At 73.0% G+C, this 22,834-nt stretch carries 23 protein-coding genes; 11 read left to right on the top strand and 12 right to left on the bottom strand.

Annotated features, from left to right (window positions below; all coding sequences use genetic code 11):
• Positions 1 to 57 precede the first annotated feature (57 nt).
• Positions 58 to 1,182, bottom strand: coding sequence for a sensor histidine kinase (locus tag ACFWYS_RS22015; protein ID WP_384771416.1), 1,125 nt, complete (start codon positions 1,180 to 1,182; stop codon positions 58 to 60).
• Positions 1,179 to 1,871, bottom strand: coding sequence for a response regulator (locus tag ACFWYS_RS22010; protein ID WP_384771670.1), 693 nt, complete (start codon positions 1,869 to 1,871; stop codon positions 1,179 to 1,181). The genes ACFWYS_RS22015 and ACFWYS_RS22010 overlap by 4 nt, the downstream gene beginning before the upstream one ends.
• A gap of 285 nt (positions 1,872 to 2,156) precedes the next feature.
• On the opposite strand from ACFWYS_RS22010, the gene ACFWYS_RS22005 reads away from it, so the two are divergent.
• Positions 2,157 to 2,675, top strand: a complete 519-nt coding sequence (locus ACFWYS_RS22005; RefSeq protein WP_384771414.1) for a hypothetical protein — start codon at positions 2,157 to 2,159, stop codon at positions 2,673 to 2,675.
• Positions 2,676 to 2,844: 169 nt separating this feature from the next.
• Positions 2,845 to 5,016 carry a DEAD/DEAH box helicase gene (locus ACFWYS_RS22000; RefSeq protein ID WP_384771412.1) on the top strand — a complete coding sequence of 724 codons (2,172 nt, stop codon included), beginning with the start codon at positions 2,845 to 2,847 and terminating at the stop codon, positions 5,014 to 5,016.
• A gap of 19 nt (positions 5,017 to 5,035) precedes the next feature.
• Here ACFWYS_RS22000 and ACFWYS_RS21995 read toward each other — a convergent pair whose 3' ends face one another.
• Positions 5,036 to 5,941, bottom strand: coding sequence for a LysR family transcriptional regulator (locus ACFWYS_RS21995; protein WP_384771409.1), 906 nt, complete (start codon positions 5,939 to 5,941; stop codon positions 5,036 to 5,038).
• 85 nt (positions 5,942 to 6,026) lie between these two features.
• Here ACFWYS_RS21995 and ACFWYS_RS21990 point away from each other — a divergent pair, with 85 nt between their 5' ends.
• Entirely contained in the window at positions 6,027 to 6,863 is an 837-nt protein-coding gene (locus ACFWYS_RS21990; protein ID WP_384771406.1) for an oxidoreductase, read from the top strand.
• On the opposite strand, the gene ACFWYS_RS21985 is transcribed toward ACFWYS_RS21990, so the two are convergent.
• Together ACFWYS_RS21985 and ACFWYS_RS21980 are read right to left on the bottom strand one after the other, a co-directional pair.
• Positions 6,847 to 7,029 carry a DUF397 domain-containing protein gene (locus tag ACFWYS_RS21985; RefSeq protein WP_384771403.1) on the bottom strand — a complete coding sequence of 61 codons (183 nt, stop codon included), beginning with the start codon at positions 7,027 to 7,029 and terminating at the stop codon, positions 6,847 to 6,849. The genes ACFWYS_RS21990 and ACFWYS_RS21985 overlap by 17 nt on opposite strands.
• On the bottom strand, positions 7,026 to 7,853 hold the full coding sequence (locus ACFWYS_RS21980) for a Scr1 family TA system antitoxin-like transcriptional regulator (RefSeq protein ID WP_384771400.1): 828 nt from the start codon (positions 7,851 to 7,853) through the stop codon (positions 7,026 to 7,028). The genes ACFWYS_RS21985 and ACFWYS_RS21980 overlap by 4 nt, the downstream gene beginning before the upstream one ends.
• A 112-nt stretch (positions 7,854 to 7,965) precedes the next feature.
• Between ACFWYS_RS21980 and ACFWYS_RS21975 the strand changes: the two genes are divergently transcribed.
• Positions 7,966 to 8,373: an ATP-binding protein gene (locus tag ACFWYS_RS21975; protein WP_384771397.1), complete on the top strand. Its 408-nt coding sequence runs from the start codon at positions 7,966 to 7,968 to the stop codon at positions 8,371 to 8,373.
• 3 nt (positions 8,374 to 8,376) lie between these two features.
• Here ACFWYS_RS21975 and ACFWYS_RS21970 read toward each other — a convergent pair whose 3' ends face one another.
• From ACFWYS_RS21970 to ACFWYS_RS21945, 6 genes are all read right to left on the bottom strand, one after another.
• On the bottom strand, positions 8,377 to 9,690 hold the full coding sequence (locus tag ACFWYS_RS21970) for a DUF6895 family protein (protein WP_384771394.1): 1,314 nt from the start codon (positions 9,688 to 9,690) through the stop codon (positions 8,377 to 8,379).
• A gap of 10 nt (positions 9,691 to 9,700) precedes the next feature.
• On the bottom strand, positions 9,701 to 10,507 hold the full coding sequence (locus ACFWYS_RS21965) for an ABC transporter permease (RefSeq protein WP_384771391.1): 807 nt from the start codon (positions 10,505 to 10,507) through the stop codon (positions 9,701 to 9,703).
• Positions 10,504 to 11,511 carry an ABC transporter ATP-binding protein gene (locus tag ACFWYS_RS21960; RefSeq protein WP_384771388.1) on the bottom strand — a complete coding sequence of 336 codons (1,008 nt, stop codon included), beginning with the start codon at positions 11,509 to 11,511 and terminating at the stop codon, positions 10,504 to 10,506. The genes ACFWYS_RS21965 and ACFWYS_RS21960 overlap by 4 nt, the downstream gene beginning before the upstream one ends.
• Before the next feature lie 35 nt (positions 11,512 to 11,546).
• The gene (locus ACFWYS_RS21955) at positions 11,547 to 12,902 is read right to left on the bottom strand and encodes a lanthionine synthetase C family protein (protein WP_384771385.1); all 1,356 of its coding nucleotides are present in this window, start codon (positions 12,900 to 12,902) and stop codon (positions 11,547 to 11,549) included.
• A complete protein-coding gene (locus ACFWYS_RS21950; RefSeq protein ID WP_384771383.1) occupies positions 12,899 to 16,117 on the bottom strand; it encodes a lantibiotic dehydratase in 3,219 nt (1,072 codons plus the stop codon). Before ACFWYS_RS21950 ends, ACFWYS_RS21955 begins: the two co-directional genes overlap by 4 nt.
• A gap of 101 nt (positions 16,118 to 16,218) precedes the next feature.
• Positions 16,219 to 16,389, bottom strand: coding sequence for a gallidermin/nisin family lantibiotic (locus ACFWYS_RS21945; protein WP_272124186.1), 171 nt, complete (start codon positions 16,387 to 16,389; stop codon positions 16,219 to 16,221).
• Positions 16,390 to 16,619: 230 nt separating this feature from the next.
• On the opposite strand from ACFWYS_RS21945, the gene ACFWYS_RS21940 reads away from it, so the two are divergent.
• From ACFWYS_RS21940 to ACFWYS_RS21910, 7 genes are all read left to right on the top strand, one after another.
• Positions 16,620 to 17,177, top strand: coding sequence for an RNA polymerase sigma factor (locus ACFWYS_RS21940; RefSeq protein WP_384771379.1), 558 nt, complete (start codon positions 16,620 to 16,622; stop codon positions 17,175 to 17,177).
• Complete coding sequence (locus ACFWYS_RS21935) at positions 17,174 to 18,097, top strand: hypothetical protein (RefSeq protein WP_384771376.1); 924 nt, start codon at positions 17,174 to 17,176, stop codon at positions 18,095 to 18,097. The genes ACFWYS_RS21940 and ACFWYS_RS21935 overlap by 4 nt, the downstream gene beginning before the upstream one ends.
• Positions 18,098 to 18,476: 379 nt before the next feature.
• A complete protein-coding gene (locus tag ACFWYS_RS21930) occupies positions 18,477 to 19,109 on the top strand; it encodes a hypothetical protein (protein WP_384771374.1) in 633 nt (210 codons plus the stop codon).
• Positions 19,109 to 19,903, top strand: coding sequence for a hypothetical protein (locus ACFWYS_RS21925; RefSeq protein ID WP_384771371.1), 795 nt, complete (start codon positions 19,109 to 19,111; stop codon positions 19,901 to 19,903). Before ACFWYS_RS21930 ends, ACFWYS_RS21925 begins: the two co-directional genes overlap by 1 nt.
• Positions 19,900 to 20,826 carry an ATP-binding cassette domain-containing protein gene (locus ACFWYS_RS21920; RefSeq protein WP_384771368.1) on the top strand — a complete coding sequence of 309 codons (927 nt, stop codon included), beginning with the start codon at positions 19,900 to 19,902 and terminating at the stop codon, positions 20,824 to 20,826. The genes ACFWYS_RS21925 and ACFWYS_RS21920 overlap by 4 nt, the downstream gene beginning before the upstream one ends.
• Positions 20,823 to 21,245 carry a DUF2511 domain-containing protein gene (locus tag ACFWYS_RS21915; RefSeq protein WP_384771365.1) on the top strand — a complete coding sequence of 141 codons (423 nt, stop codon included), beginning with the start codon at positions 20,823 to 20,825 and terminating at the stop codon, positions 21,243 to 21,245. Before ACFWYS_RS21920 ends, ACFWYS_RS21915 begins: the two co-directional genes overlap by 4 nt.
• Positions 21,246 to 21,410: 165 nt before the next feature.
• Positions 21,411 to 22,091 carry a DNA-binding response regulator gene (locus ACFWYS_RS21910; RefSeq protein ID WP_384771363.1) on the top strand — a complete coding sequence of 227 codons (681 nt, stop codon included), beginning with the start codon at positions 21,411 to 21,413 and terminating at the stop codon, positions 22,089 to 22,091.
• Between the two features lie 14 nt (positions 22,092 to 22,105).
• Here the strand turns inward: ACFWYS_RS21910 and ACFWYS_RS21905 are convergent, their stop codons facing one another.
• Positions 22,106 to 22,834, bottom strand: coding sequence for an ABC transporter ATP-binding protein (locus ACFWYS_RS21905; RefSeq protein WP_384771360.1), 729 nt, complete (start codon positions 22,832 to 22,834; stop codon positions 22,106 to 22,108).

The raw sequence follows: 22,834 nt of genomic DNA, 5'->3' as shown, positions 1-22,834 counted from the left end.
AGGTGACGGTGCAGAAGTGACGGTGCTGACGCGCGGTTCCCGGTGTGGTGGCGGGCGTCAGTCCGTACGGTTCGGGATCCGCAGACTCACCTCGTAGCCGCCGTCGGCCGTGGGGCCCGAGTCGAAGGTGCCGTCCAGGAGTTCGGCGCGTTCCCTGAGGCCGATCAGGCCCTGGCGGGAGCCGGGGAGGGGCAGCGAGGAACGGGTGGGCGGTGTGTTCGTGACCGTCACGCCGAAGGCGGTGCCGTCGTCCGCATGCCAGAGCCGGACCGTCGCGGTGGCGCCGGGGGCGTGTTTGCGGACGTTGGTGAGGGCTTCCTGGACGGTTCGGTAGACGGCGCGCTGGGCCGGGGTGCTGACGCTCGGCGGGAGTTCGCCGGCCAGCTCGGCGTCGAGGCCGCTCGTGTCGACGAGTTTGTGCAGGTCGGCGAGGGTGGGCTGAGGGGTGAGCTCGGTGGCCCGGCCGCCGGAGGCGCGGAGCAGGGTGACCATGTGGCGCAGCTCGTCCAGGGTGTCGACGCTGAGGGTGCGGATGGTGCGGGCCCCCTCCTTGAAGTCCGGGTCGGTGGCGGCCACTTGGAGGGCGCCCGCCTGTACGGCGATCAGGCTGACCTGGTGGGAGACGACGTCGTGCATCTCGCGGGCGAGCTGGGCGCGTTCGCGGGCCAGGACGGCCTGGGAGTGCAGCAGGCGTTCGTGCTCGCGGGCCTCCTCGATCTCGGTGAGGCGGTGGGCCAGGTCGCGGCGGGCCTGGACGAGCTGGCCCAGCAGGACGGGGGCGGCGGCGGTGGCGAGGGTGTAGAAGAAGTAGATCAGGGTCCAGGTGCGGTCGTGCGAGGACAGGCCGTTCAGCGGCCAGGGTGCGGCCGAGGCGACGGCGAACAGCACGGCGCACCCGGCGAGCAGACGGCGGTCACGGGAGCGTTCGGCCAGCGTGAACAGCGCCGCGAACGGGGCGAAGACGACGTCCAGCATGAGGCTGGCGGGGAGCGTGAGCAGGAAGACCGGGAGGGGGAAGCGCCGTCGCACCACGAGTGCGGCGCACGCCAGCGCGGCCATCGCCTGCTCGACCGGGCCCGCGTCCTCCAGGCTGAGCAGGACGTCCATGGCGGCGACCGCGACGACCAAGTGGTCGATGACCGGTTCCGGAATCCGCGCCCACCAAGCCCCCGGCCTGGTCATCGCCCGGCCTCCGGGCGCCGATGGTCTTCGAGACCGGCCTCCGGGCGCCGCTGTCCCTCGTCGAGCAGTCCCGCCCGCTGGGCGAGCAGCGCCGCCTGCACTCTGCTGCCGACCCGCAGCTTGGTCAGGATCGCGCTGACGTGGTCCTTGACGGTGCCCGCGCTGAGGTGGATGCGGGTGCCGATCTCGGCGTTGGACAGTCCCTCCGCGATCAGCACGAGGACCTCGCGTTCGCGTTCGGTGAGCCGGCCGACACGGGTGGTCTCCTCGTCGTCGGCGGTCGCGGCACCGGGGTGGCTCTGCCAGACGGCACGGGACGCCTTCGGTGACATCACGACCCCGCCCGCGGCCAGGGTGCGGACCAGCTGGGCGAGCTGGTCGGGCTCGGTGTCCTTGAGCAGGAAGCCGGCCGCGCCCGAGCGCAGCGCGGTCAGGATGTACTCGTCGGCGTCGAACGTCGTCAGCATCGCCACCACCGGCGGCTCCGGAAGCGCGCGCAGTTGCCGCAGCACGGTCAGCCCGTCCACGTCCGGCATCCGGATGTCCAGCAGCACGACATCGGGGGCTTCCCGCCGCACGGCGTCCACCGCCTCCGCGCCCGCCGTGGTCGCGACGACGTCGATGTCGTCGGCCGCGCTCAGGATGAGTTTGAAGCCGGAGCGCACCAGCGCCTCGTCGTCCACCACCATGACCCGGATCACGTGCGTCCCGCCTCGCCGTCCCTGTGTGTACGGCTCCGGCCGCACGTCGATGTCGATTGTCACCGCTCCGACCGTAGAACGGGACACGTCCCCGTGAGCCGCGGTGGCGGGGCGTTCCCGCCGGTCGGGGGGAGTCCGGGACCGGTGGGCGGGGTGCTTCCGGCAGGGCGAGGGGTGGTGCCGCCGGGAGCCCACCGGCTGTCCTGGAAGTAGGGCCGCTCCGGTCCGCCGACCCCCAGCCCGAGGAAGCTTTCCGTGCCCACCCCCACCCCCATGTCCAGGCCCGTTGCCCTCCCGCGCCTCCGACGCGTCGTGGCGCGGCCGAACGTGCTGTTCGGAGGTGTGTACGGGGCCGTCCTGGCCAGCTCGATGGTCGCCGCGCTCACCAAGTACGGCGAGACGTCACGCGCCGACTGGCTCTACGACGCCCGGTGGCTGCTGATCACCGCCGTCGCCTCGGCCCTGGCGCACGGGTACGCGCATCTCATCGCCCGGCGCGGCGACGGCTCCCGCACGGGCGTGCGCGGCGCGCTGCGGGTGCTGGCCGACGAATGGCCGCTCATCGTGGCCACCCTGCCCACGCTGGTGATGCTGCTCGGCGCGGCCTGGGGCTGGTGGCGCTCGGAGGGCATCGAGTACGTGGCCTTCGGCTTCAACATCGTCCTGCTCTTCGCCTGGGGGCTGTCCGCCGCCCGCGCCTCGGGCCGGACCTGGCGCGCGGCGCTGGCCGTCGGCTGTGTGGACGCGCTGCTCGGCGTGATCGTCGTGGTTGCCAACGCGCTCATCAAGTAGCACGGCCCCTGCCGGTGGGGCCCGGACGTGCGCGAACCGGCGGTCGTGCGCGAACCGACAGTCGTACGTGAACCGACGGTCGTGCGTGAACCTGGGGCCGGACGGCGTTCGTCCCAGCAATGGCAGGATGCGGGGACGCGATGAGAGGGGCGAAGGGGGGCGGGGCGCGATGGGGCGGAGCGAGCGGGAGGCGGTGGCCGGGGGCAGGCGGCTGTACGAGGCGGCGCAGGCCGTCGTGGAGGATCACGCGCGGGCCGTCGAGGCGGTGCGCGCGGCCCTGCAACCGATCCATGACGAGCTGGCCCGCGCCGAGCTGGACGCCATCCCGGTGGCCCGTCTGAGGGACCTCACCGAGGGCAGGCTGCGGCTGGGCGAGGTGGAGAGGGGCGGCTTCCGTACGGTCGGGCAGGTCCTGGACGCGGGGCCGTACCGGTTGCGGCAGTTGCCCGGGGTCGGGCAGCAGACGGCCGACCAGACCGTGGCCGCCGCCCGCCGCATCGCCGACGCCGTGCGCGAGACGATCGCCGTGCATATCGACGTGGACGACCCGGAGCCCCGGACCACCGCACTGGTCGTCGCGCTCAACGTCCTGGTGGAGGCGGGCCCCGAGGCGCGCCGGGCCGTCGACACGGCCGCCGCGCTCACCGAGCGGCTGGGCCCGGCGCTGGCCGACGCGGCCCCGACGGCCGGGCGGCTGCGCATGCTGCTCGCGGGCCGCGCCGGACGCGAACGCGCGCTGACGGCCCTGGCCGAGGTGCGTGAACTGACCGAGCGGGCCGGCCAGGACGACGTGCCGCAGCTCCTCGCCCAGGCCTCGGTCGACATGCTGCGCCGTCCGGACTCCGACGTGGCCGCCCTGGTCGACTTCGAGCTCCGCTCCGCCGAGTACTACGGCCTGCTCGCCGAGGTCTCGGGCCGCGCCCCCGACCCGGCGGCGGCCGAGGGGTTTCTGCCGGACGAGGTGGCCGAGCGGGTCAGGACCCAGTCGCTGGACGACACCCACCGCCGGGTCTCGCTGCGCGGCTACCAGTCCTTCGGCACCCGTTTCGCGCTCGCCCAGCGCCGGGTGATCCTCGGCGACGAGATGGGGCTCGGCAAGACGATCCAGGCCATCGCCGCGCTGGCGCACCTCGCCGGCGAGGGGGAGAGCCACTTCCTGGTCGTCTGCCCGGCCAGCGTGCTCATCAACTGGACCCGCGAGATCGAGAAGCGCAGCGCACTGCGCGTGACCCCGCTGCACGGCCCCGACCGGCAGGAGGCGTACGCCGACTGGAAGGGGCGCGGCGGCGTCGCGGTCACCACCTTCGACGCCCTGCGCGGCTTCCCGGTGCCCGGCGGCGGCGAGCTGGGCATGCTCGTCGTCGACGAGGCGCACTTCGTGAAGAACCCGCAGACCCGCCGCACCATGACCGTCTCCGAGTGGGCGCGGCACTGCGACCGCGTGCTGTTCCTGACCGGCACGCCCATGGAGAACCGCGTCGAGGAGTTCCGCAGCCTGGTGCGCATCCTCCAGCCCGAGCTGGCCGAGTCCGTGGACGACCACGACGGCGTGGCGGGCTCCAAGGCGTTCCGGAAGGCCGTCGCGCCGGTCTATCTGCGCCGCAACCAGCAGGACGTCCTCACCGAGCTCCCCGCACTCCAGCACACGGACGAGTGGGAGGAGCCCAGCGCGCAGGACGAGGAGGCCTACCGCGAGGCCGTCGCCGCCGGGAACTTCATGGCCATGCGCCGGGCGGCATACGCCCGCCCCGAGCAGTCGGCCAAGCTCGACCGCCTGCGCGAGATCGCCACGGAGGCCGCCGAGAACGGCCTCAAGGTCGTCGTGTTCTCCGCCTTCCGTGACGTACTGCGCGCGGTGAGTGACGCGCTGGCGGACAACGGCCCCGTCTTCGGGCCGATCTCCGGCAGCGTGCCGCCCGCCCGCCGCCAGCAACTGGTCGACGACTTCGCCGCCGCGCCCGCCCATGCGGTGCTGCTCGCGCAGATCGAGGCGGGCGGAGTGGGCCTGAACATGCAGGCCGCGTCCGTCGTCATCCTCTGCGAGCCGCAGCTCAAGCCCACCGTCGAACACCAGGCGGTCGCCCGCGCCCACCGCATGGGCCAGGTCCGCTCGGTCCATGTGCACCGCCTGCTCTGCACGGGCGGCGTGGACGAACGGCTCGTGCGGATGCTGGAGAACAAGTCCCGCCTGTTCGACGCGTACGCCCGCCGCAGCGCGGTCGCCGAGTCGACCCCGGACGCCGTCGACATCTCGGACCTGAGCCTGGCCCGCCGCATCGTGGAGGAGGAACAGGCCCGCCTGGGCACGACACCGGCCGAGCCCGCGACGGAACGGGCCTGACGGACTATGGCCGTAGGGCTCACGCCCCGCCCTTCGACCGTCGGCAAGCCTCCGCGTACGCCCGCACAAGAGGCCGCCGTTGGTCGGCGCGCCGCCAGGCCAGGGCGTAACGGCTCGGCGAGAGCCCCCGGACGGGACGTGTCACCACCCCGCCCAGGGTGATCAGCGGAGCGTTGCCCGTGGCCACGAGGCAGACCCCCAGCCCCGCGACCAGCGCCTCGTACGTCTCCTCCGTGCCCGCCACCTCCGCCGCGATGCGCGGCGGCAGGCCTCCCCGCTCCTCCAGCGCCAGCCAGTAGTCACGCAACGGTCCCGCGCTCGTCGGCAGCGCGAGGAACGGTTCGTCCAGCAGGTCCGTGAAGTCGACCTCCGGACGGGAGGCGAGGGGGTGGGTGTCCGGCAGGGCGACCAGGCGGGGTTCCTCCGCGAGCACCGTCCAGGCGTAGCGGTCGGCGTCCGGCAGCGGCAGCCAGACGAAGGCGACGTCGGCGTCACCGTCCGCCAGCCCGGCCGTGGGGTCCGCCCAGCCCACCTGGCGCAGCCGCAGCACCGTGTCCGGGTGGGCGGCGGTGAAGCGGGAGCGGATCGCGGGCAGCAGTCCGCCCCGGCCGGGGCTGGTGCTCATGCCCACCACCAGCGTGCCGCGCGCCGCCGCCCTGGCGTCCTCCAACGCGGCCGACCCTTCCGACCAGGCGTCCAGCACGCGGCGGGCGTGGGGGAGCAGCGCCGTGCCCGCCTCCGTGAGCGTCACGCCCTGCGGGTCACGCCGGAACAGCTCCGCGCCCAGCTGCCGCTCCAGCGCGCGCACCTGCTTGCTGAGCGCGGGCTGCGAGACGTACAGCCGCTCGGCCGCCCGGGTGAAATGCAGTTCCTCGGCCACCGCCACGAAGTAGCGCAGGTCGCGCACATGAACGTCCATGGTCATAACCATCGGCTATCAGCGCGGGTCTTGGACGGGCAACCCCGTACCGCAGCAGGCTGGTACGCACAGGCGGATACGAGGAGCTGTCATGAACAAGGTGTGGCTGATCACCGGCGCGAGCAGCGGCTTCGGGCGGGCCATCGCGGAGGCGGCGCTCGCCGAGGGCGACGTGGTGGTGGGTGCCGTACGCCGGCCCGAGGGGTTGGACGACCTCGTGGCCGCCCACCCCGACCAGGTGGAGGCGCTGCGGCTGGACGTCGGTGACACGGGCGCCGCCGAGACGGCCGTACGGGATGTGATCGCCCGGCACGGGCGGATCGACGTGCTGGTCAACAATGCGGGCCGTACCCATGTGGGCGCGTTCGAGGAGACAACCGAGGACGAGCTGCGCAAGCTGTTCAATGTGCATGTCTTCGGGCCCGCCGCCCTCACACGTGCGGTGCTGCCGCATATGCGGGAGCGGCGGGCCGGAGCGATCGTGCAGATGAGCAGCATGGGCGGGCAGATGTCCTTCGCGGGCTTCTCGGCGTACAGCGCCACCAAGTTCGCGCTGGAGGGCATGTCCGAGGGGCTCGCGGACGAGGTCGCCGAGTTCGGCATCAAGGTGCTGATCGTGGAGCCGGGTTCTTTCCGCACGTCGCTGTTCGAGACCGGGCGGGCCGGGGTCAGCACGGACAGCGGCCGGTACGCCAAGGTGAGCCAGACGCGCGGCTTCGTCTCGGGCGGCGACGGCACGCAGCCGGGAGACCCGGCCAAGGCCGCGGCCCTGATTCTGGCCGCGCTGAAGTCCGAGAAGACCCCGCTGCGGCTGCCGTTGGGCGACGACGGGGTCGATGCGGTGCTCGGTCACCTGGAGCAGGTGCGCGGGGATATCGCCGGGTGGGAGAAGCGGGCGCGGGCGACCGCGTTTACCTCGCGGCAGTGAACGCGGACCAGGCGGCGGGGCTTACCTGGAGGGTGGGGCTGTCTTGGGGGTCGTTCTTGGAGTCGCGGATGTGGATGGTGCCGGGGGTGAGGGCGACTTCGAGGCAGGCCTGGCCTGAGTCGGAGCTGTAACTGGACTTGAACCACTGGAGTGTTGCGCTGGTCATCGTTCTCCTAGCAGACGGTCGAGCAAGCTCTTGGAGTCCTGAGGGGAAAGGGCCTGTGACCGGAGCATCGCATACTTGTGTGCCCTGTTGGCCGCCTCGTTCGGGTCGGCGATCCAGTGGTTGCCAAGCTGGCTTTCGGCGTAGACGAGATGCTGGTGGTCCGGTGTCTCCAGGATGGTGAACGGGCCTGCCAGACCAGCGTGCGAGGGCGCGTCAAGAGGCAGGATCTGTAGGACGAGTTGCCGGAGTTCGGTGAGCTCGCGCAGGTGCTGGAGTTGAGCGCGGCGGATCTCCGCCCCGCCGATGTGGAGATGGAGCACCGGCTCCCAGACGACGAAGCTCAGCGTTGGCGGTGAGGGCCGACGCAGGATCTCCTGACGGTCGATTCGTTCCGTCGTCCTGGCCTCGATCACGGCCTTCTCGTACGCGGGTACGTGCTCCCGGAACACGGCGCCCGCGTACTCCGGAGTCTGGAGCAGACCGGGCAGGACAACGCACTCGTACCAGGAGATGGCGATGGCCTCGCGCAGGTGCACGTTGAACTGCTCTGCGTTGAGCGGAAACTGATCGATCTCCGGCAGGTTCTCGATGCCTGCGACCAACATGCCCTTCGTGTCCAGGAGTTGGTCCAGCGTGGCGGCGAGGGGAGGCAGCAGCGACCGCCTGCCCTGCTCGATCGCCGCGATGGTCTCCTCGGCCAGTTCGACTGCCTGGGCCAGAGCGTTCTGTGTGTACCCCGCCGCCTTGCGGGCAGCCTGCAGCTGCTTGCCGAGCATGCGCATGGTCGACTGATTCTTCGTCCGTGACAGCTTCTTGGTGTTCATGGACTGCCTAACTCCCCACGGCTGCCGCACCGACTCAGCGCGGACCCGTACAAAACTTTTGTACGGGCTCACGCACTGATGCACACTACTGACTCTGCGCGACATTCCTACGGTGATTACCGAAAGGGAACCCCTCGTCCAGCGCGACCAGTTCTACGCCCGCCACCGTCAATCCATCCCCGCTGCCAGGCGATTGACGGCAGGAGCGCTCAAGTACTGGCACCTCGACCACTGGCCCCGCACAGATGATCTGCTGCTCTGCGTAAGCGAGTTGGCCACCAACGCCCTCCTCCACGGCGCTCCCCCCGGCCGCGGCTTCCTCCTCCGCGTCCGCTACGACGGCCACGTCCTCCGCGTCGAAGTCCACGACAGCGGAACGGGCGTCCCCCGAATCCCCGACGACCCCGACGCCCCGGACGAAGGCGGTCGCGGCCTGCTGCTGGTCGGTGCGCTCGCAGACAAGTGGGGAGTGGGGGAGCGGAACCCCGGCAAGGTCGTATGGGCGGAGTTCGCGCTGTGAACCTCAGATGCCCCACGCCGCGAGCAGCGCCGCCGCTCTGCGCGGGGTCGGATGGCCGGCACGGCCGAGGTGTTCGGCGGCGTACAGGACTTCGGCCAGCAGACCCGGGTCGCGGGCCTGGACGCAGAGTGCCAGGAGGGGGTCCAGGTGATCGGTCCAGGCATCCCGTACGGCGGCAGGGGCGGTGCGCGCGGTCGTGGACACCTCTCGTGCCCATGTCCGGATCGCGTGAGGGGCGGCGCAGGGCAGGGGCTGGGCGCCGTCCGCAGCGGGGGTGTCGGCGTCGGAACCCTGTCCCACCTCGCCGCGCTGTCTCCGTACCGCCGCCGCCAGCACCGCCGCCGTCGTCGTGTGGTAGCAGGTCCCGAAGACGTACGCCGCCGCCTTGGCGTCGCTCAGACCGGCCAGGACCTCGGGCCGGTGCACGGGGCTGGGCAGGGCGCCGTCCGGGCGGGCCGCGCGGGCGAGGGCGTTCCAGCCTGCGCAGGGCAGGTGTCCGGTGCGCGGCCCAGGGCTCTCCTCCAGGGCCGCCGTGCACAGCAACAGCTCCGCCAAAAGGTCCAGGCTGCCCCGGGCGAGGTGCACGCCGAGCAGGACACGGACGGTCTCGCGCAGCCGGCCCGTCGCCTCGTCCGCGGCGAGCGTGAGGCTGTGCCGGCCGAAGTCCGTGGCGTAGAAGACCACATGGGTCAGGGCGTAGACCTCGCTCTCGCTCAGTTGGAGTACGTCCGGGTCGAGACCCGCGATGCTCTCGGCGAGCAGCGCGCCCGGGCCGGGCAGGGACGCCGGGGCCGGGAAGCCGCCGCGGTCGGCGAAGTAGCGGAGTTCCAGGCGGTTGAGCACCGGCTTGTACGGCTGTGCGTGGGCGCCCGCGTCCGCCGCGAGCAGCGCCTCGCACACCGCGCGCCCCGTGGGCTGCGGGCGGCCCAGCAGCTCCAGCAGACCGATGAGGTTGAGGTGGTACGGGAAGTACTCGTCGGCCCGGCGCAGCCCGGCCTCGAAGGACGGGTCGGCGGCCACGCGCACGGCGAGGTCGAGTGCGCCCCTCGCGAGCGGCGCCTCTTTCGACAGCACACCCACGCGGTCCAACACCCTTACCAGACCTAGGAGTTCCAGCAGCGGCCCGGGCCGGAAGGGGCGGCGTGGCAGAAACTCCTCCCAGCGCGCGGGCTCGAACCACTCCAACTGCGCCTCGATCCACCGCAGCCCGCCCGCCAGGACCTGCTCCGCCGCCCCGTCCTCCCCGAGCAGAACCGCAGGGTCCGCCACGTCCACCACGTCCGCCCGCGCATGCGACGGCAACGGAGCCCAGTTCATCGCACCCCCCTCACCGCGCACTGCGCACCCGGAGTACCGCCAGCACCACCGCCAGAATCCCCCCGAGCGCCCCGAGATCCACCCACCAGGGCAGCAGCCCGCCGCCGCCCAGCAGCGTCTGACGTGCCAGGTCGACGGCGTACGTCATCGGGTTGAGGTGCATGATCCAGGCCAGCCAGGTGGGCGCGTCCTCGGCGCTGAAGACCGAGCCGGAGAGGAACAGCATCGGGAACATGGCGAGTTGTACGGCGGCCTGGAGCGTCTGCACCCGCTTGATGACGGTGGCCAGGCACAGGCCGATGACGCTGAACATGACTGCCGTGAGGGCGTAGACCCCGACCGCCGCGACGAACCGGCCCGGTGTCAGCTCGACCCCGGTCAGCGGTGAGAAGGCGAGCATCACGACGCTCTGCACGGTCACCAGGCCCGCCCCGGCGGCCACCTTGCCCAGCGGCAGGCAGATGCGGGGGACGGGGGCGACGAGGAGTTCGCGCAGGACGCCGTACTCCCGGTCCCAGGCGTATGTCTGGCCGGAGGCGACCCCGATCGACACGACCTGGATGGCGATGATCCCGGGGTAGACGTACGCGCTGAACGACACCGAGCCGACCGAGCCGATCATGCCGTTGAAGCCGACGGCGTACACGAGGACGAAGAACAGGATCTGCACGCCCTGGCTGACGAGCATCCCCGGCTTCTTGACCTGCCGCAGCAGATCGCGGTGGGCGATGACGCCGATGGCGCGCAGGGCGACGGTCAGCCGTCCCTCTTCCAGGGCGGCGGGTGCGGTGGTCGCGGTCATGGGGTGTGCGGTCACGGGGTGCTCACACTCTCCTGTCGGTCGTGGCTGTCCTCGCCGATCTGCGAACCGCCGGATCCCGACGCGGCCGCCAGGTAGACGTCGTTCATGGACGGATGGCGTACGGCGACGGTCAGGCCGGGTACGTCGAGCGCGCGGACCACCTCCGCGATCCGGGCCTCGGGGTCGGCGCAGTGCACGGCGACTCCGCCGGGCTCGATCAGCGGGTCGAAGCCCGCGGCACGCAACTGGCGGGCGGCGGCCTCGTCGTCCGCGCAGCTCACCACGATCCGGGACGAGTCCAGGCTGCTCTTGAGCTGCTCCAGGCTGCCCTGCCGGACGACCCGCCCCTTCTGCAGGATGACGATCTCGTCGGCGTACTCGGCCTCGTCCATGTAGTGCGTGGAGTACAGGACGGTGACGCCCAGCCGGTCGCGCAGCCGCAGCAGGTCGGCCCAGACGGTGGCGCGGGCGGCGGGGTCCAGGCCGTTGGTGGGCTCGTCGAGGATGATCAGGCCGGGGCGGTGGAGCAGGGCGCGGGCGATCTCCACCCGCCGGGCCAGGCCGCCGGACAGCTCCTCGATCGGCTGGCGGCGGCGGTCGGTCAGGCCGAACAGGTCCAGCATGAGGTCGATGCGGGCGCGGGCGTCGGCCCGTTTCATCCCGAACAGCCGGGCGTGGAACCACAGGTTGCGCTCCACGGACAGTTCCTTGTCGAGGGTCCGCTCCTGGAAGACCAGCCCGAGGCGGCGGCGCGCGGCCATCGGCGCCGACAGCACGTCGTGCCCGAAGATGCGGACCGAGCCCGCGTCCGGGCGCGCGGCCGTCGACAGCACGCCCAGCAGGGAGGACTTTCCGGCGCCGTTGGGGCCGAGCAGTGCGGTGATACGGCCGGGGGGAGAGCTGATGGACACCCCGTCGACGGCGCGCACCTTGCCGTAGCGCACTACGAGGTCGGTCAGCGCGAAGGCCGGTGCGGCGGCCGCCGCCACGCCTGGCCCGTCTGGCTCATGGATCGACATGTCGATTTCCTCCGGCGGTTCAGGCTCCACGGCGTTCAGGCCAGTCCCAGCGTGCGGTCCCACGGCAACGGTCCCGGATCCACCGGCAGCAGCGACAGCGCCACGCCCGCCGCGCCCTCCAGCATCCCCGCCGTGTTCACGGCCCGGTGCGGGACCGGGGAGAGCGCGGCGGCCGGGAAGCGCATCAGGTGGCGGAAGCCGAACGGCGCCTCCTCGTCGGCGCATTGGAGGACCTTGTCCTCCAGCCGGGGGCGTCCGGCGAGCAGTTCGGGGTCGCCGGTGGTGTGCGCGACGCGGGTCACGACCCGCAGCAGCCCGGCGTAGCCGTGGCAGACGGTGGCGCCCTCGATCGCCCACAGCGACTCGTCCCGGCGCAGTGCGGCATGCAGCGCGTCCACGGCGGCCGTGCGCCACAGCGGCCGGTCGAGGACCGTCCCGGCGTGGCAGAGGGCGGCGGCGACACCCGGCGCGCCGTAGCACCAGGCGGTGCGGGTGAACAGCTCGCGGGGCCGTTCGGGCGCGAGTTCGTCGTCCCAGCTCACCCGGGCCGGCCAGTAGGTCCCGGCCGGGTCGCGCAGCGTCCAGCCGAGCAGCCAGTCGGCGATCCGCTCCATGGCCTCGACCAGCCCGGGGACCCGGTGCCCGGCCTCGTACGCCGAGGCGAGCACCGTGAGCGGTCCGGCGATGCCGTGCGCCAGGCCCAGGTTGAAGTCGCCGCGCGGGTACATCTGCCGGTCACGTTCGCCGAGTTGGAGCTCGCAGGGCACCCACCAGCCGGGCACCTCGTGGCCGTCGACCAGGACGGGCTCGGTGAGGCGTACGAGGTGGTGGAGCGAGTCGGTCAGCGCGGACTCCACGTCGGGGCCGGTCTCGGCCGGGTCGGCGGCCGAGTCGAGGAGCAGCCGGGCCGTCCCCGACACCCCGTTGACCAGGTCGTACGCCGCCCAGTCGACGCCCCTGCCGCCGTCCGCGGCACGGTCGCGGAAGGTGCCGAGCCGGGTCAGCTGGTCGTCGGCGACCCAGGCGGCGAGCTTGCGGCGCAGGGCGCCGTAGTGTCCCTCGGGGCCCGCGCAGGTCTGGGCGGCGGCGAGCAGGGCGGCGGGGCCGGAGAACAGACCGCGGCTCGGCGCGGAGTTCATCGCCCCGGCCGCGGCGGCGAGGTGCCGGTGCGCCGTAGGCCGCCAGGCCCCGTCGGTGCGGGCCAGCTCCCCGTAGAGGAGGGCGACGCCGGGCAGTCCGTTGGCGAGGGTCATCGGCCCCCACATCACGGAGTCGTAGATGGGGTCGCGGTTGTCGTCCCGGGAGGCGATCGCGGCGACCTGCGCGGGGTCGGCGAGCCGGTCGGCGACCAGGGTCACCGCCTCCCGGGTGCTCAGCTCGGTGGTGGTCATGATGCGTGGCTCCGGCGGTGGAAGTTGTCCTGTACGGCACCGCGCGCGATGCCGAGCACGGTCAGTTCGCGGGCGCTCTCACCGCCGAACAGGCGGTTGCAGACCATGTGCAGCAGGCTGCCCACGACCCGGCCCTCGGGGCTGTCACCGGACTCCCGGACCAGCGCGGCCAGTCGGCGCACGGCGTCGTCCCGGGCGGTCAGCGCGGCCAGGGCGCGGGCTCCCGCGGGGTCGTCCGCGAGGGTGGGCCAGCCGTCGTAGGGGTCGATCAGGCGGCGCCAGTGGGCGGACCGGGTACGGAAGGCGGCCGGCAGGTCGCGGCGGGTGCCGGTCATGGAGAGCCAGGACGCCGCCGCGTCGTCCCCGAAGTCCTCGGTGACCAGGGGGTGTCCGGGCGGCGGCGGACCGAAGGCGTGCGCCAGCGCCGCGCAGGAGACGACGGCGAGATCGTCGACGCCGAAGTGGTTGCCCGGGTCCTTGGCCAGGTGCAGCAGGGCCACGGCGGCCTCGCTGTCGTACTGGAAGACCCGCTCGGCGAGCCGCTCCGCCGCCGGACCGCCGTAGCGCTCGGTCTCCGGGTCGTACTGCGCGAGCACGTGCCCGCGCACCAGGCCCTGCCGCTGCCAGCGCCGTAAGAGGGCGCCGACGGCGGGCGCGACCGAACCCCACAACCGCTCGGGCGCCCCGGCGTCGCCGTGCAGGCGCAGCCGCAGATGGTGACCGGCCTCGTCGGTGTACCGGATGTAGAACCAGCCGTCGGCGCCCTGCCGCCCCGCCAGGTCCACCAGTTCGGGGACGTGGTCGCGCAGCAGGTCGTCCTGCGCGCGGCTCGACAGGTGCAGCTTGAGGTACAGCCATTCGCCGCCCAGGCCGTGCACGGTGCGTTCGGGCTGGTGGCGGCCGGCGTACGGGCGGCGCCGGGGCACGCCGTTCTCCCGGCGGGTCAGCGGCACGACCAGCTCGACGCCGTGCCCGGCGAGCGGGCTGTCGAGCCATCCCTCGTGCTCGCCGGGGACCTCCTGGGCGATCAGATCGGGGTGGCGCAGCACCTGGTCGCGCAGCAGCTCACGGTGCCAGGCGTCGTCCAGGTCGAGCAGCAGCCGCTGGTCGGTGGTGACGGCCAGGACATGGCGGGGTACGTCCCACCCGGCCCGCCAGTCGCCGACCGCGGCGTCCCAGTCGGCAGCCTTCGCGGCGCCTTCACCCTTACCGGCGTCGGCCCGCTCCCGCAGCTCGTCCAGCCGCCACACCGCGCAGGCCAGCACGAAGTCGCCGTAGCGCACCCGCGGCACGAACGGCGCGTCGGCCAGCGGCCCCCAGTTCCAGGGCTCCCACAGCCGCTGCCCCTCAAGCCCGATCTCCCACAACAGCCGTACGGCGTTGGGCGCCTGGGCCGGGGCGCTGACCATGTTGCCGAGCACCGGCACGATCTCGCGGCCCGTCGGGATGTGCACGGCGGTCAGCCGGTCCAGGGTCGCGCCGATGCCGATGTCCGCGAGGCGCAGCTCCTCCACGCCGGGCAGATCGGGCACGCCCACGGAGACGCGGCGGCCGGTGGCGGGGGTGGTGTGGGCGAGGTTGGCGGCGCGTCCCGAGCGCGTCCGGAACGCCAGGTCGACGGCGACGGCGTCCTGGACATGGACCGGATTGGCCCGGTGCAGCGCGGCGAACTCCGCCCGCCAGCCGGGATCGAGGTCGGCGAACCGGGCGAAGGTCGAACCGGCCCGGTGCGAGCCCGGCGACGGCGACAGGAAGACCCGGAAGTCCCCGTCGTCCAGCGCCTCCACGGACGGCGCGACGACCTGCACCGTCACCTCCGCGGAGTTGGGCAGTTCGGCCGGGTCGGCGGTGTCGTGGCACAGCGCGTCCAGGTCCGCGTCGCCGAGGACGACCTCGCGCCGCCCGCTGCGCTGCGCCGCGGCGACCAGCCGGGCCATCGCACGGTCCCGGCGGGCGGTACGCGGAGGATCGGGCGTGGGCTCGGGAGGCGTGTCGCCGTTGGGCCAGCCGTAGCCGGCCGGAGCGCCGAGGCCCGTGGACTCGTCGAGCAGTTCGAGGACCGGTACGAGCCGGTCGGCGCCGTACACGTCGAGGAACCGGCGGTGGTAGTCGCGCAGGGCGTACAGCCCCAGCTTGGGCCGCGACAGCCGCCACATCACACCGGTGGCCCGCTCGACCGACTCCCGTACCGCATGGGGCAGATGGAGGGTGGTGTCGAGCCGGGTGTCGATGTGCAGGGGCGTGTCGTCGGGCTCGATCGCACGCGCCGTCCTCAGCAGCTGCTCCAGCCGCTCCCGCCCCGCACCGACGGCGGTCGCGTCGTACGTCCGGCGCTCGTCGTCCATCGCCAGCAGCGCGGTGTGGATGCGCCCGGTCTCCTCGGACGGGTCGGGCACGGACGCGAGCAGGTTCAGTACGTGGTCCAGCGGGTCGCCGCCGTCCAGCGGCGGGCGCAGCCCGGTGATCAGGATCTCCTGCCGCACCAGCTCGGCGACCAGCCCACGCACGCGCTCGACGGGAGCACCGGGGAACGCGGCGGCGGTGCGCGCCACCAGGTCGTCGTACGGCAGCGGGGCCCGGGCCTCGGCGACGGCCCGCTCCACGACGGGCGTCAGGCGCACCGACACGGTCGAGCGGGTCTCGCCGCCCTCGGTGAGACGGACGCCCTGCGCCGACGACGAGGCGAGGACCAGCCGGTCGCCGCGTACGACCAGGGCCTGGTGGGCCTGGACGGTGAGCGCGGCAAGCACCGCCGGGTCCCGTTCGAGACGGTGGCCGATCCTGGTCAGCCACTGCATGTCGGCGTGGGTGCGGGTGCGGTGCCGTGCGCCCCGCTCCAGTTTCGCGGTGGAGTCGAACCGGCCCGTCGCCACGCCCGCGAACAGGCCGAACGGGGTGGGCCGGGTACGCATCCGGATGTCGTAGCGCAGCACGGCCAGGGCGGCCCGGCGCAGCTGGCCCGCCTTGATGCCGTCAGTGCCGCGCCCGGTGACACGGCGGACCATCGCGCTGAGGCTGAGGGAGGCCAGGTCGAGGGCCTCGCTCAGTTCGGTGTCCGCGGGGACCGAGCCGATCAGGTCGGCGCAGGCCGCCAGATCCCGGGGGCCCGCGGCGGGCAGGGGCAGACCGGCGCCGTGCGGTGCCAGGGGCGCCCGGTACAGGAAGACGTCTCCGGCCTCGAACGGGCTCTGTTCTCGTGCTGCTTCTTCCCCCACGATGTCCCCCTCTTCGACCCTTTCGACTTCTGGAACGGCCATGGGGCCGGGGCGCCCCGGCCCCATGGCTCGTCGACTTCTCAGCCGTCGGCCGTCAGCCGTCAGCAGCAGTGGCTGCAGCCGGAGCCGCCGCCCTCGCTGGTGCAGCCAGGGGTGCACCACGAGACGCTGGTGATGGCCGGACCGGCGACCGACTGCTCGACACCGATCTCCACGTCGAGGTCGAACAGGTCCGTGTCGTTGTAGGACACGGCAGGGACGTTGATGCCCATGCTGAACTCCTTCGTGAGATTCTTCGAACAAATGTGCGTGGATCGCGATCCGGACATCACCGAACCACGGCCGTTCCGGGCGGAACAACCGATCTCGGCTGGATTGGCAGCGTTGGCAGTCGCGTGGCAGCCGTCACGCACGGCTCGCCCGTCCATCGAGTTCCGGCCAGAATCGCCGGAAGCTGTCGCAACCCGTGAACCGGTGCGGCGCTTTTGGATACGTACGTGGTGTGTGTCCGGACGAAGACCTGCTCTCCGCCGTCGCCGACGGTGACCAAGCCGCCCTGCGTGTGCTCTACGACAGGCATGCCGCCGCCGTGCTGCGCCTGATCCGCAGACTCACCTCCGACCAGGGGGTGGCGGAGGAGATCCTGCAGGAGACCTGGCTCGCCGTATGGCGCTCGGCGGCCGCCTTCCGGGGCGAGTCCTCGGTCAAGGGGTGGGTCATGGGGGTGGCCAGACGGCAGGCCCACAACCAACTGCGCCGCAGCCGACCGCAGTTCGCGGACCTGGCAGAGGCGCAGGACGTGGCGGACCCGGCGCCGGGCGTGGAGGACCAGATCCTCCGGCACGCCGAGCACACCGAGCTGATGACGGCCGTCGAGACCCTGCCGGGGCATCTGCGCGAAGTGCTCGCGCTGGTCCTCGTCGAGGAACTGCCCTACCCCGAAGTGGCCACCGCGCTCGCCATCCCGGTGGGCACCGTCAAGAGCAGAATGTCCCAGGCACGGCAGCGGCTCGGCCGCATGCTCGCCGCCAGGCGGCTGGAAGAAGCGGAACGACGATGACGACAGAACACCTCACGGACGACACCCTGGCCCGCCTGGCCGGCCCCGGATCACCCGACCCGCTGCACAGCCGGCACCTGGCGGGCTGCGACGACTGCCGTACGAGGATGGCGGTCTGGCGGACCATCGGTACGGCGGTGCGGGCGCGGGAGGCGGAACGAACCGTCGCCCCGCCCTCGTTCGACGCCCTGCTGGGCGCCGCGCTGGCCGCCGAGGACGCCCCGTCCACCGCCCCGTCGACCGCCCGGGCCGCCGCCGTGCCCGCCCCGGCCCCCGCCGCCCCGGCCCCGAGCCCCTCTTGGCGGACGACCTGGCAACTCGTCGCCCGGCAGGCCGTGCTGATGCCCCGCAGCTGGGCACCGCTGAGCGCCGCCGCGTTCGTCGGGGCGGCCCTGCTGGCTTCGGTCCAGGTGCATGAACGGTTCGGCCTGCGGCTGTTCACCGCCGTGGTGGTGCTGCTGGTGATGCTCGGCGCCCTGATGGCGGCCTCGCCCCGCTGGGACCCCAGGCGTGAGCTGCTCTTCACCCTCCCGGTGCCGCCCGCCGCGGTGTTCCTCGCCCGGCTGACGGTGGTGCTGTGCGTCGACGTGACGCTGGCCATGGTCTGCTCGACCCTGGTGGACGGCCCACCCGGCTGGTGGCACGTCGTCTCCTCCTGGCTCGGCGAATCCCTGCTGGCGGCGTCCTGCGCCCTCGCGGTCTCGGTCCGGGTCAGTCCGGCGGCGGGCTCGGCGGCGGGCGGCGCGCTGTGGCTGCTGGGCGTACTGAGCGGCCCTCAGGGCCTGGTCGCGACACCCCTCGACGCCCTCCTGGACCCCCTGCTGGCGACGACCCCGTGGACGCTGGCCATCGCCGTCGTCCTGCTGGGATGGGCGGTCGGCGCGATGCGGTCCTTCCTGGGCAACGCCCCTTCGCGGTAGCGGTGGTGGACGCACGGATCCCATGGACACGGGCACGGGCCGACGGACCCCACGGGCACGGGCCGACGGCTTACGCGCCCCCTCGGTCCTCGGACCTCGGACCTCACAGGTTGTCGGCTCTCCCGGCTTCCTGGATCGTGCGGACCGTCGGTTCTCACGGCTCACCGGATCGTGCGTGCTGTCGGATCCCGCCACCGCGCGCCTTTCGCGGGCTCACCGCGATCTCCGGTAGGCCGAGTCGTGAACCACCGCGGCCCGCGCCGCTACGTACTGGGTGTACCGCCGTTCCGGGGCAGGTCGACCCCCGAGTCCGGCCGCGGGCGGCGGTACACCTCCCGCGCCGAACGGGAGGCCGGACGAAAGGGGGAGGAGCCGCGACATGACCGCTGCGACGTGGTGGGCGTACGAAGCACGCCGCTGCGGAAGGCAGGCCGTGATCCTGCCGCCGGCCGCCGCACTCCTCGCCTACCTGGCGAGCACCGCCGGCCCCGGCACCGGCATGCTGCTGGGCCGCACCCTGCTGAGCTGTGCGCTGCCCGCCGCCACGGCACTGGCCTGCGCGGCCGTCGTGGCACGCGAACCGGCGCTGGAACTGCACCTGTCGCTGCCCACCCCCTACCCCCTCACCGTCGCCCGGCGTCTGAGCTGGCCGGCCACGGTCACGGCGTTCGCGGCCGTCGCCCTGGTGACCCTGCTGAGCGTCACCGGGGACGACTCGCTCGACCCGGGCTCCGTGCTGCTGGAGCTGGCCGGGCTGACCGTCCTGCTGAGCGGCGCCGCCGTGTGGGCCACGGTGCGGTCGGGTTCGCCCGCGCCCGCCACCGGGCTGGTCGTCGCGGCCGTACTGGCGAAGCTGCTGCTGTTCGACCGCGTCCTGCCCGAGGGCGCCGGACAGGCACTGCCCGAACTGCTCCTCGGCGCCCTGCTCACCGCCCGGGCCCTGAGGGCCCTCGAACCCGGCGCCCGCCTCGGCGGGGCCGCCGATCCGCACGCCGCCGACGGAGGGATGTGATGGCCGCTCTGCTGTGGACCCTGCGGTACGAGGCGCTGATGGCTGCCCGCCGCAAAGTCGTGTGGGGCGCGGTTCTGCCGCTGGCCCTGCTGAGTCTGCTGCTCGCCGTGTCCTCGCCCGCCGTCACCGGCCACGACGATCCCGCGGCCCGCACCGGCGCCGCCGCGGTGCTCCTCAACACCCTCTGCTCGCTGGGCGTGGGCATCGCGCTCGCCGACCGGCTGCGGCGCGGCGCGGAGACCCGCGGCATGCCCGAACTGCTGGCCGCCACCCCGGCGTCACCGCTCTCCCGCACGGCCGGGACACTCGCCGGCCCGTTCCTGACCGCGGTGACGCCGGTCGCCGCCCTGTTCCTGCTGTACGCGGCGGTGATCTCGGCGACCGAGGGCTCACCGGCGCCGCTCGGCTCGGCGGCCGCGGCCCTGCTCACGGCCGTACTCCCGGCCGCCGCGCTCGCCACGGCGCTCGCCGGTCTGCTGGGGGTCCTGATGCCGGTGGCCGCGGCGCGCGCCGTGCTGGTCGTGCTGTGGCTGTGGGCCTGTCACTTCCCGCCGGAGTTCTCACCGGTACCGACGGCGACCGGCACCGTACTGTCCCCGCTCGGCGGCTATCCGCTGGTCGCCTGGGCGGACGCCCCGCAGGTGTGGGCCGCCCGGGAGGGCACCGGAGCACTGCGCCCGGAGGCGACCGACACGACCGCCCTGCTGAACCTCGCCCTCGTCCTCGCGACGGCCCTGGCCTGCTCCGCGCTCGGCCATCTCGTCGCCCGCATCCGACGACACGGAGCATCATGAACATCACCACGGAAGCGCTGACGAAGGTCTACCGTGGCGGGCGCCGTGCGCTGGACGCCGTCGACCTCCACATCGACAGCGGCACCGTCGGCCTGCTGGGCGCCAACGGCGCCGGCAAGACCACCCTGCTGCGCATCCTCACCGGCGTCCTGCGCCCCACCTCCGGCCGGGTCCTCGTCGCCGGGCACGACCTGTCGACGTCCGCCGGACTCACCGCGGCCAAACGCACCCTCGGCTATCTGCCGCAGGAACTGTCCCTCTACCCCGACCTGACGGCGCGGGAGTTCCTCGACTACATCGGCGTACTCAAGGGCGTCCACGACAAGCGCGATCGCCGCCGGCAGGTGGACGACCGGCTCGCCGAGGTCGGCCTTGAGGACCGGGCCGCCGAGCGGCTCGCCGGGTTCTCCGGCGGCATGCGCCGACGCGTCGGCATCGCACAGGCCCTGATGGGCGACCCGACCGTGCTGATCGTGGACGAGCCCACCACCGGCCTCGACCCGCACGAGCGGATGCGCTTCCGCGCCCTGCTCGCCGGACTCGGCGGCGGCCGCACCGTCCTGCTGTCCACCCACATCCTCGACGACGTCGCCCAGACCTGCCCCGAGGTGGCCGTGCTCGCCTCCGGGCGGCTGGTCTTCCACGACACCACCACCGCACTGGTCGGCCAGGCCGCGGGCTACACCTACGTGGTCCGCTCGGACGGCCCGGCCGGCGGGCCCCCGCCGGGCGCCCAGGTGGTGAGCGCGGTCAGTACGGCCGGAGAGGCCGAGTACCGCGTCGTCACCGCCACCCCACCGGGCGGCGCGCGCCCGGTCGAACCGTCCCTGGAGGACGGCTACGCCGCCCTGCTCGCCGCCGACAGCGCACTCCACCACACCCACCACACCCGCACCCTCCGGAACGAGGTGGCCGACACATGACCGAGAAGCTCCGCCCGAACACGACCGAGAGGCTCCGCCCGATCGCCCTCACCACGGCAACCGCCCTCACCGGCCTGGCCCTGCTGGCGCTCGCCGCCTGCGGAGGCGGCGGCCGTACCGATACCGGCGGCGACGAGCCGACGCCCCTGCCCAGTCCGACGTCCACCAAGCAGGTGATCACCGAGAAGAACCTCGGCTTCATGTGGCCGCTGACCGTCGACCGCGGCACCGCCGAGTGCCGCAAGGGCGGCCAGGCCGTCATCACCGTTCCCGACGGCACCACCTACGCGCTCAACGACCGGGCCCGCAAGGCCGGTTACGACGACGTCGCACCGGTTCGCGCGAGCGGCGAGGGCGGTGACAAGGTGAGTCTGGGAGTTCTTCTCAGCCGGACCATGAAGCTCTGCGGAACGACCTGACGACAGGACCTCCCGACGACCTGCGCCCGGCCGGCCCGCACTGACCACGCGTGGCCGGCCGCCCGGGTCCGACGGCGGCATCCTTCCGACGGCGTCCTGCGACGACAAAGGGATTCACGACACACGGGGGAAAGATTCGCTGTGCACCAGTCTCAGCATGCTCACGTGCTGGTCCACTCCGGCCTCAAGAGCCACTTCGACCCGACCCATCCGACCGACTCACCGCTCGACACACTCCGCCGCAGCCTCGACCACGTCGCCTTCGTCGACGACGAGGACCTGGCGGCGTCCGACGGTGCCGCGCTCGACGCTGCGGTGCTGCTCCCGGTCAACAGCGAGTTCCAGGCCGAGGAGCTGCGCACGATACGGGTACGGCATCCGCTCGCCCTGCTCATCGCCGTCACCAACGACGTCTCGGGCCATCACACCTACTACGCGATCCGGTCCGGGGCCAACTTCGTGTTCAACCTGGCCATCGCGGGCGAGAGCCAGATCGGCATGGTGCACGCACAGCTGTCCGCCCATGCCGCCGCGCACGCCGAGGAGGCCGAGGCGCAGGGGCCCCGGCGGCACCCGCGGCCCGCACGCCCCGCGCTCCCGGCCGTTCCCGAACTGCGCCGGGACGAGCGGGAGCTGGTCCGGGAGTTGTGTACGTCCATGACGGTCTCCGAGATCGCGCGCCGCCACTACTGTTCCGAGCGGTCCATGTACCGCCGTATCCGCAGGCTCTACGACGAGTTCGGAGTGCGGGGCCGCACCGAGCTGGTGTCGCTGGCCTCCGCCGGGGCGACCCCCCTGCGTCCCCGGGCCGATGACGACAGGACGCGCCCGAAGCACGCCTCCTGATCCGCGGGGCGCCCTCAGCGCACGCCCGCCTCGGCGGTCTCCAGCAGCCGGAAGAACCCGGCCTCCAGGTCACCGTCGACGGCGAGCCCGGCCAGCGCGCCCTCGTACCGGGTCCGCCCGGCCACCAGCACGTGCACCCGGTCGCAGACCTGGGCGACCTCCGCGAGCTGGTGGCTGGCGATCAGCACCGCCACGCCCTCGTCGGCCAGCGAGCGGATGATTCCGCGCATCTCCCGGATGCCGACGGGATCGAGCCCGTTGGTGGGCTCGTCGAGGACGATCAGCCGCGGCCGGGCCAGCAGCGCGACGGCGATGCCCAGCCGCCAGCGCATACCGAGGGAGTAGGCGCCGACCCGCCGGTCGCGCGCCTCGGTCATCTTGACCAGCTCCAGCGCCGGCTCGATCCACTCCTCGGGCACACAGCGCAGCGCGGCGTGCACCTTCAGCGTCTCCTGCCCGGTCAGCGTCGGCCACAGCCCGGGTACCTCGATCAGGGCGCCGACCTCGGCCAGCGACTCCCGCCCGACCGGGCCGCCGAACAGCTCGATACGGCCCGACGTGGGCCGTTGCAGCCCCAGCAGCGCCTTCATCAGGGTCGTCTTGCCGGCGCCGTTCGGCCCGAGCAGTCCGTAGACCTCGCCCTGTCGCACGGTGAGATCCACGCCGTCGAGGGCGCGATGGGCGCCGTAGTGCTTGTGCAGCTGCTGGATGGCCAGCGCGGGGGCCGCCGGGTTCACGGTCAT

Source organism: Streptomyces sp. NPDC059010 (assembly GCF_042740355.1).
Taxonomy (GTDB): domain Bacteria; phylum Actinomycetota; class Actinomycetes; order Streptomycetales; family Streptomycetaceae; genus Streptomyces.
Note: the sequence above shows the minus strand (reverse complement) of the source record. Positions and strands in the feature narration are given on the sequence as shown.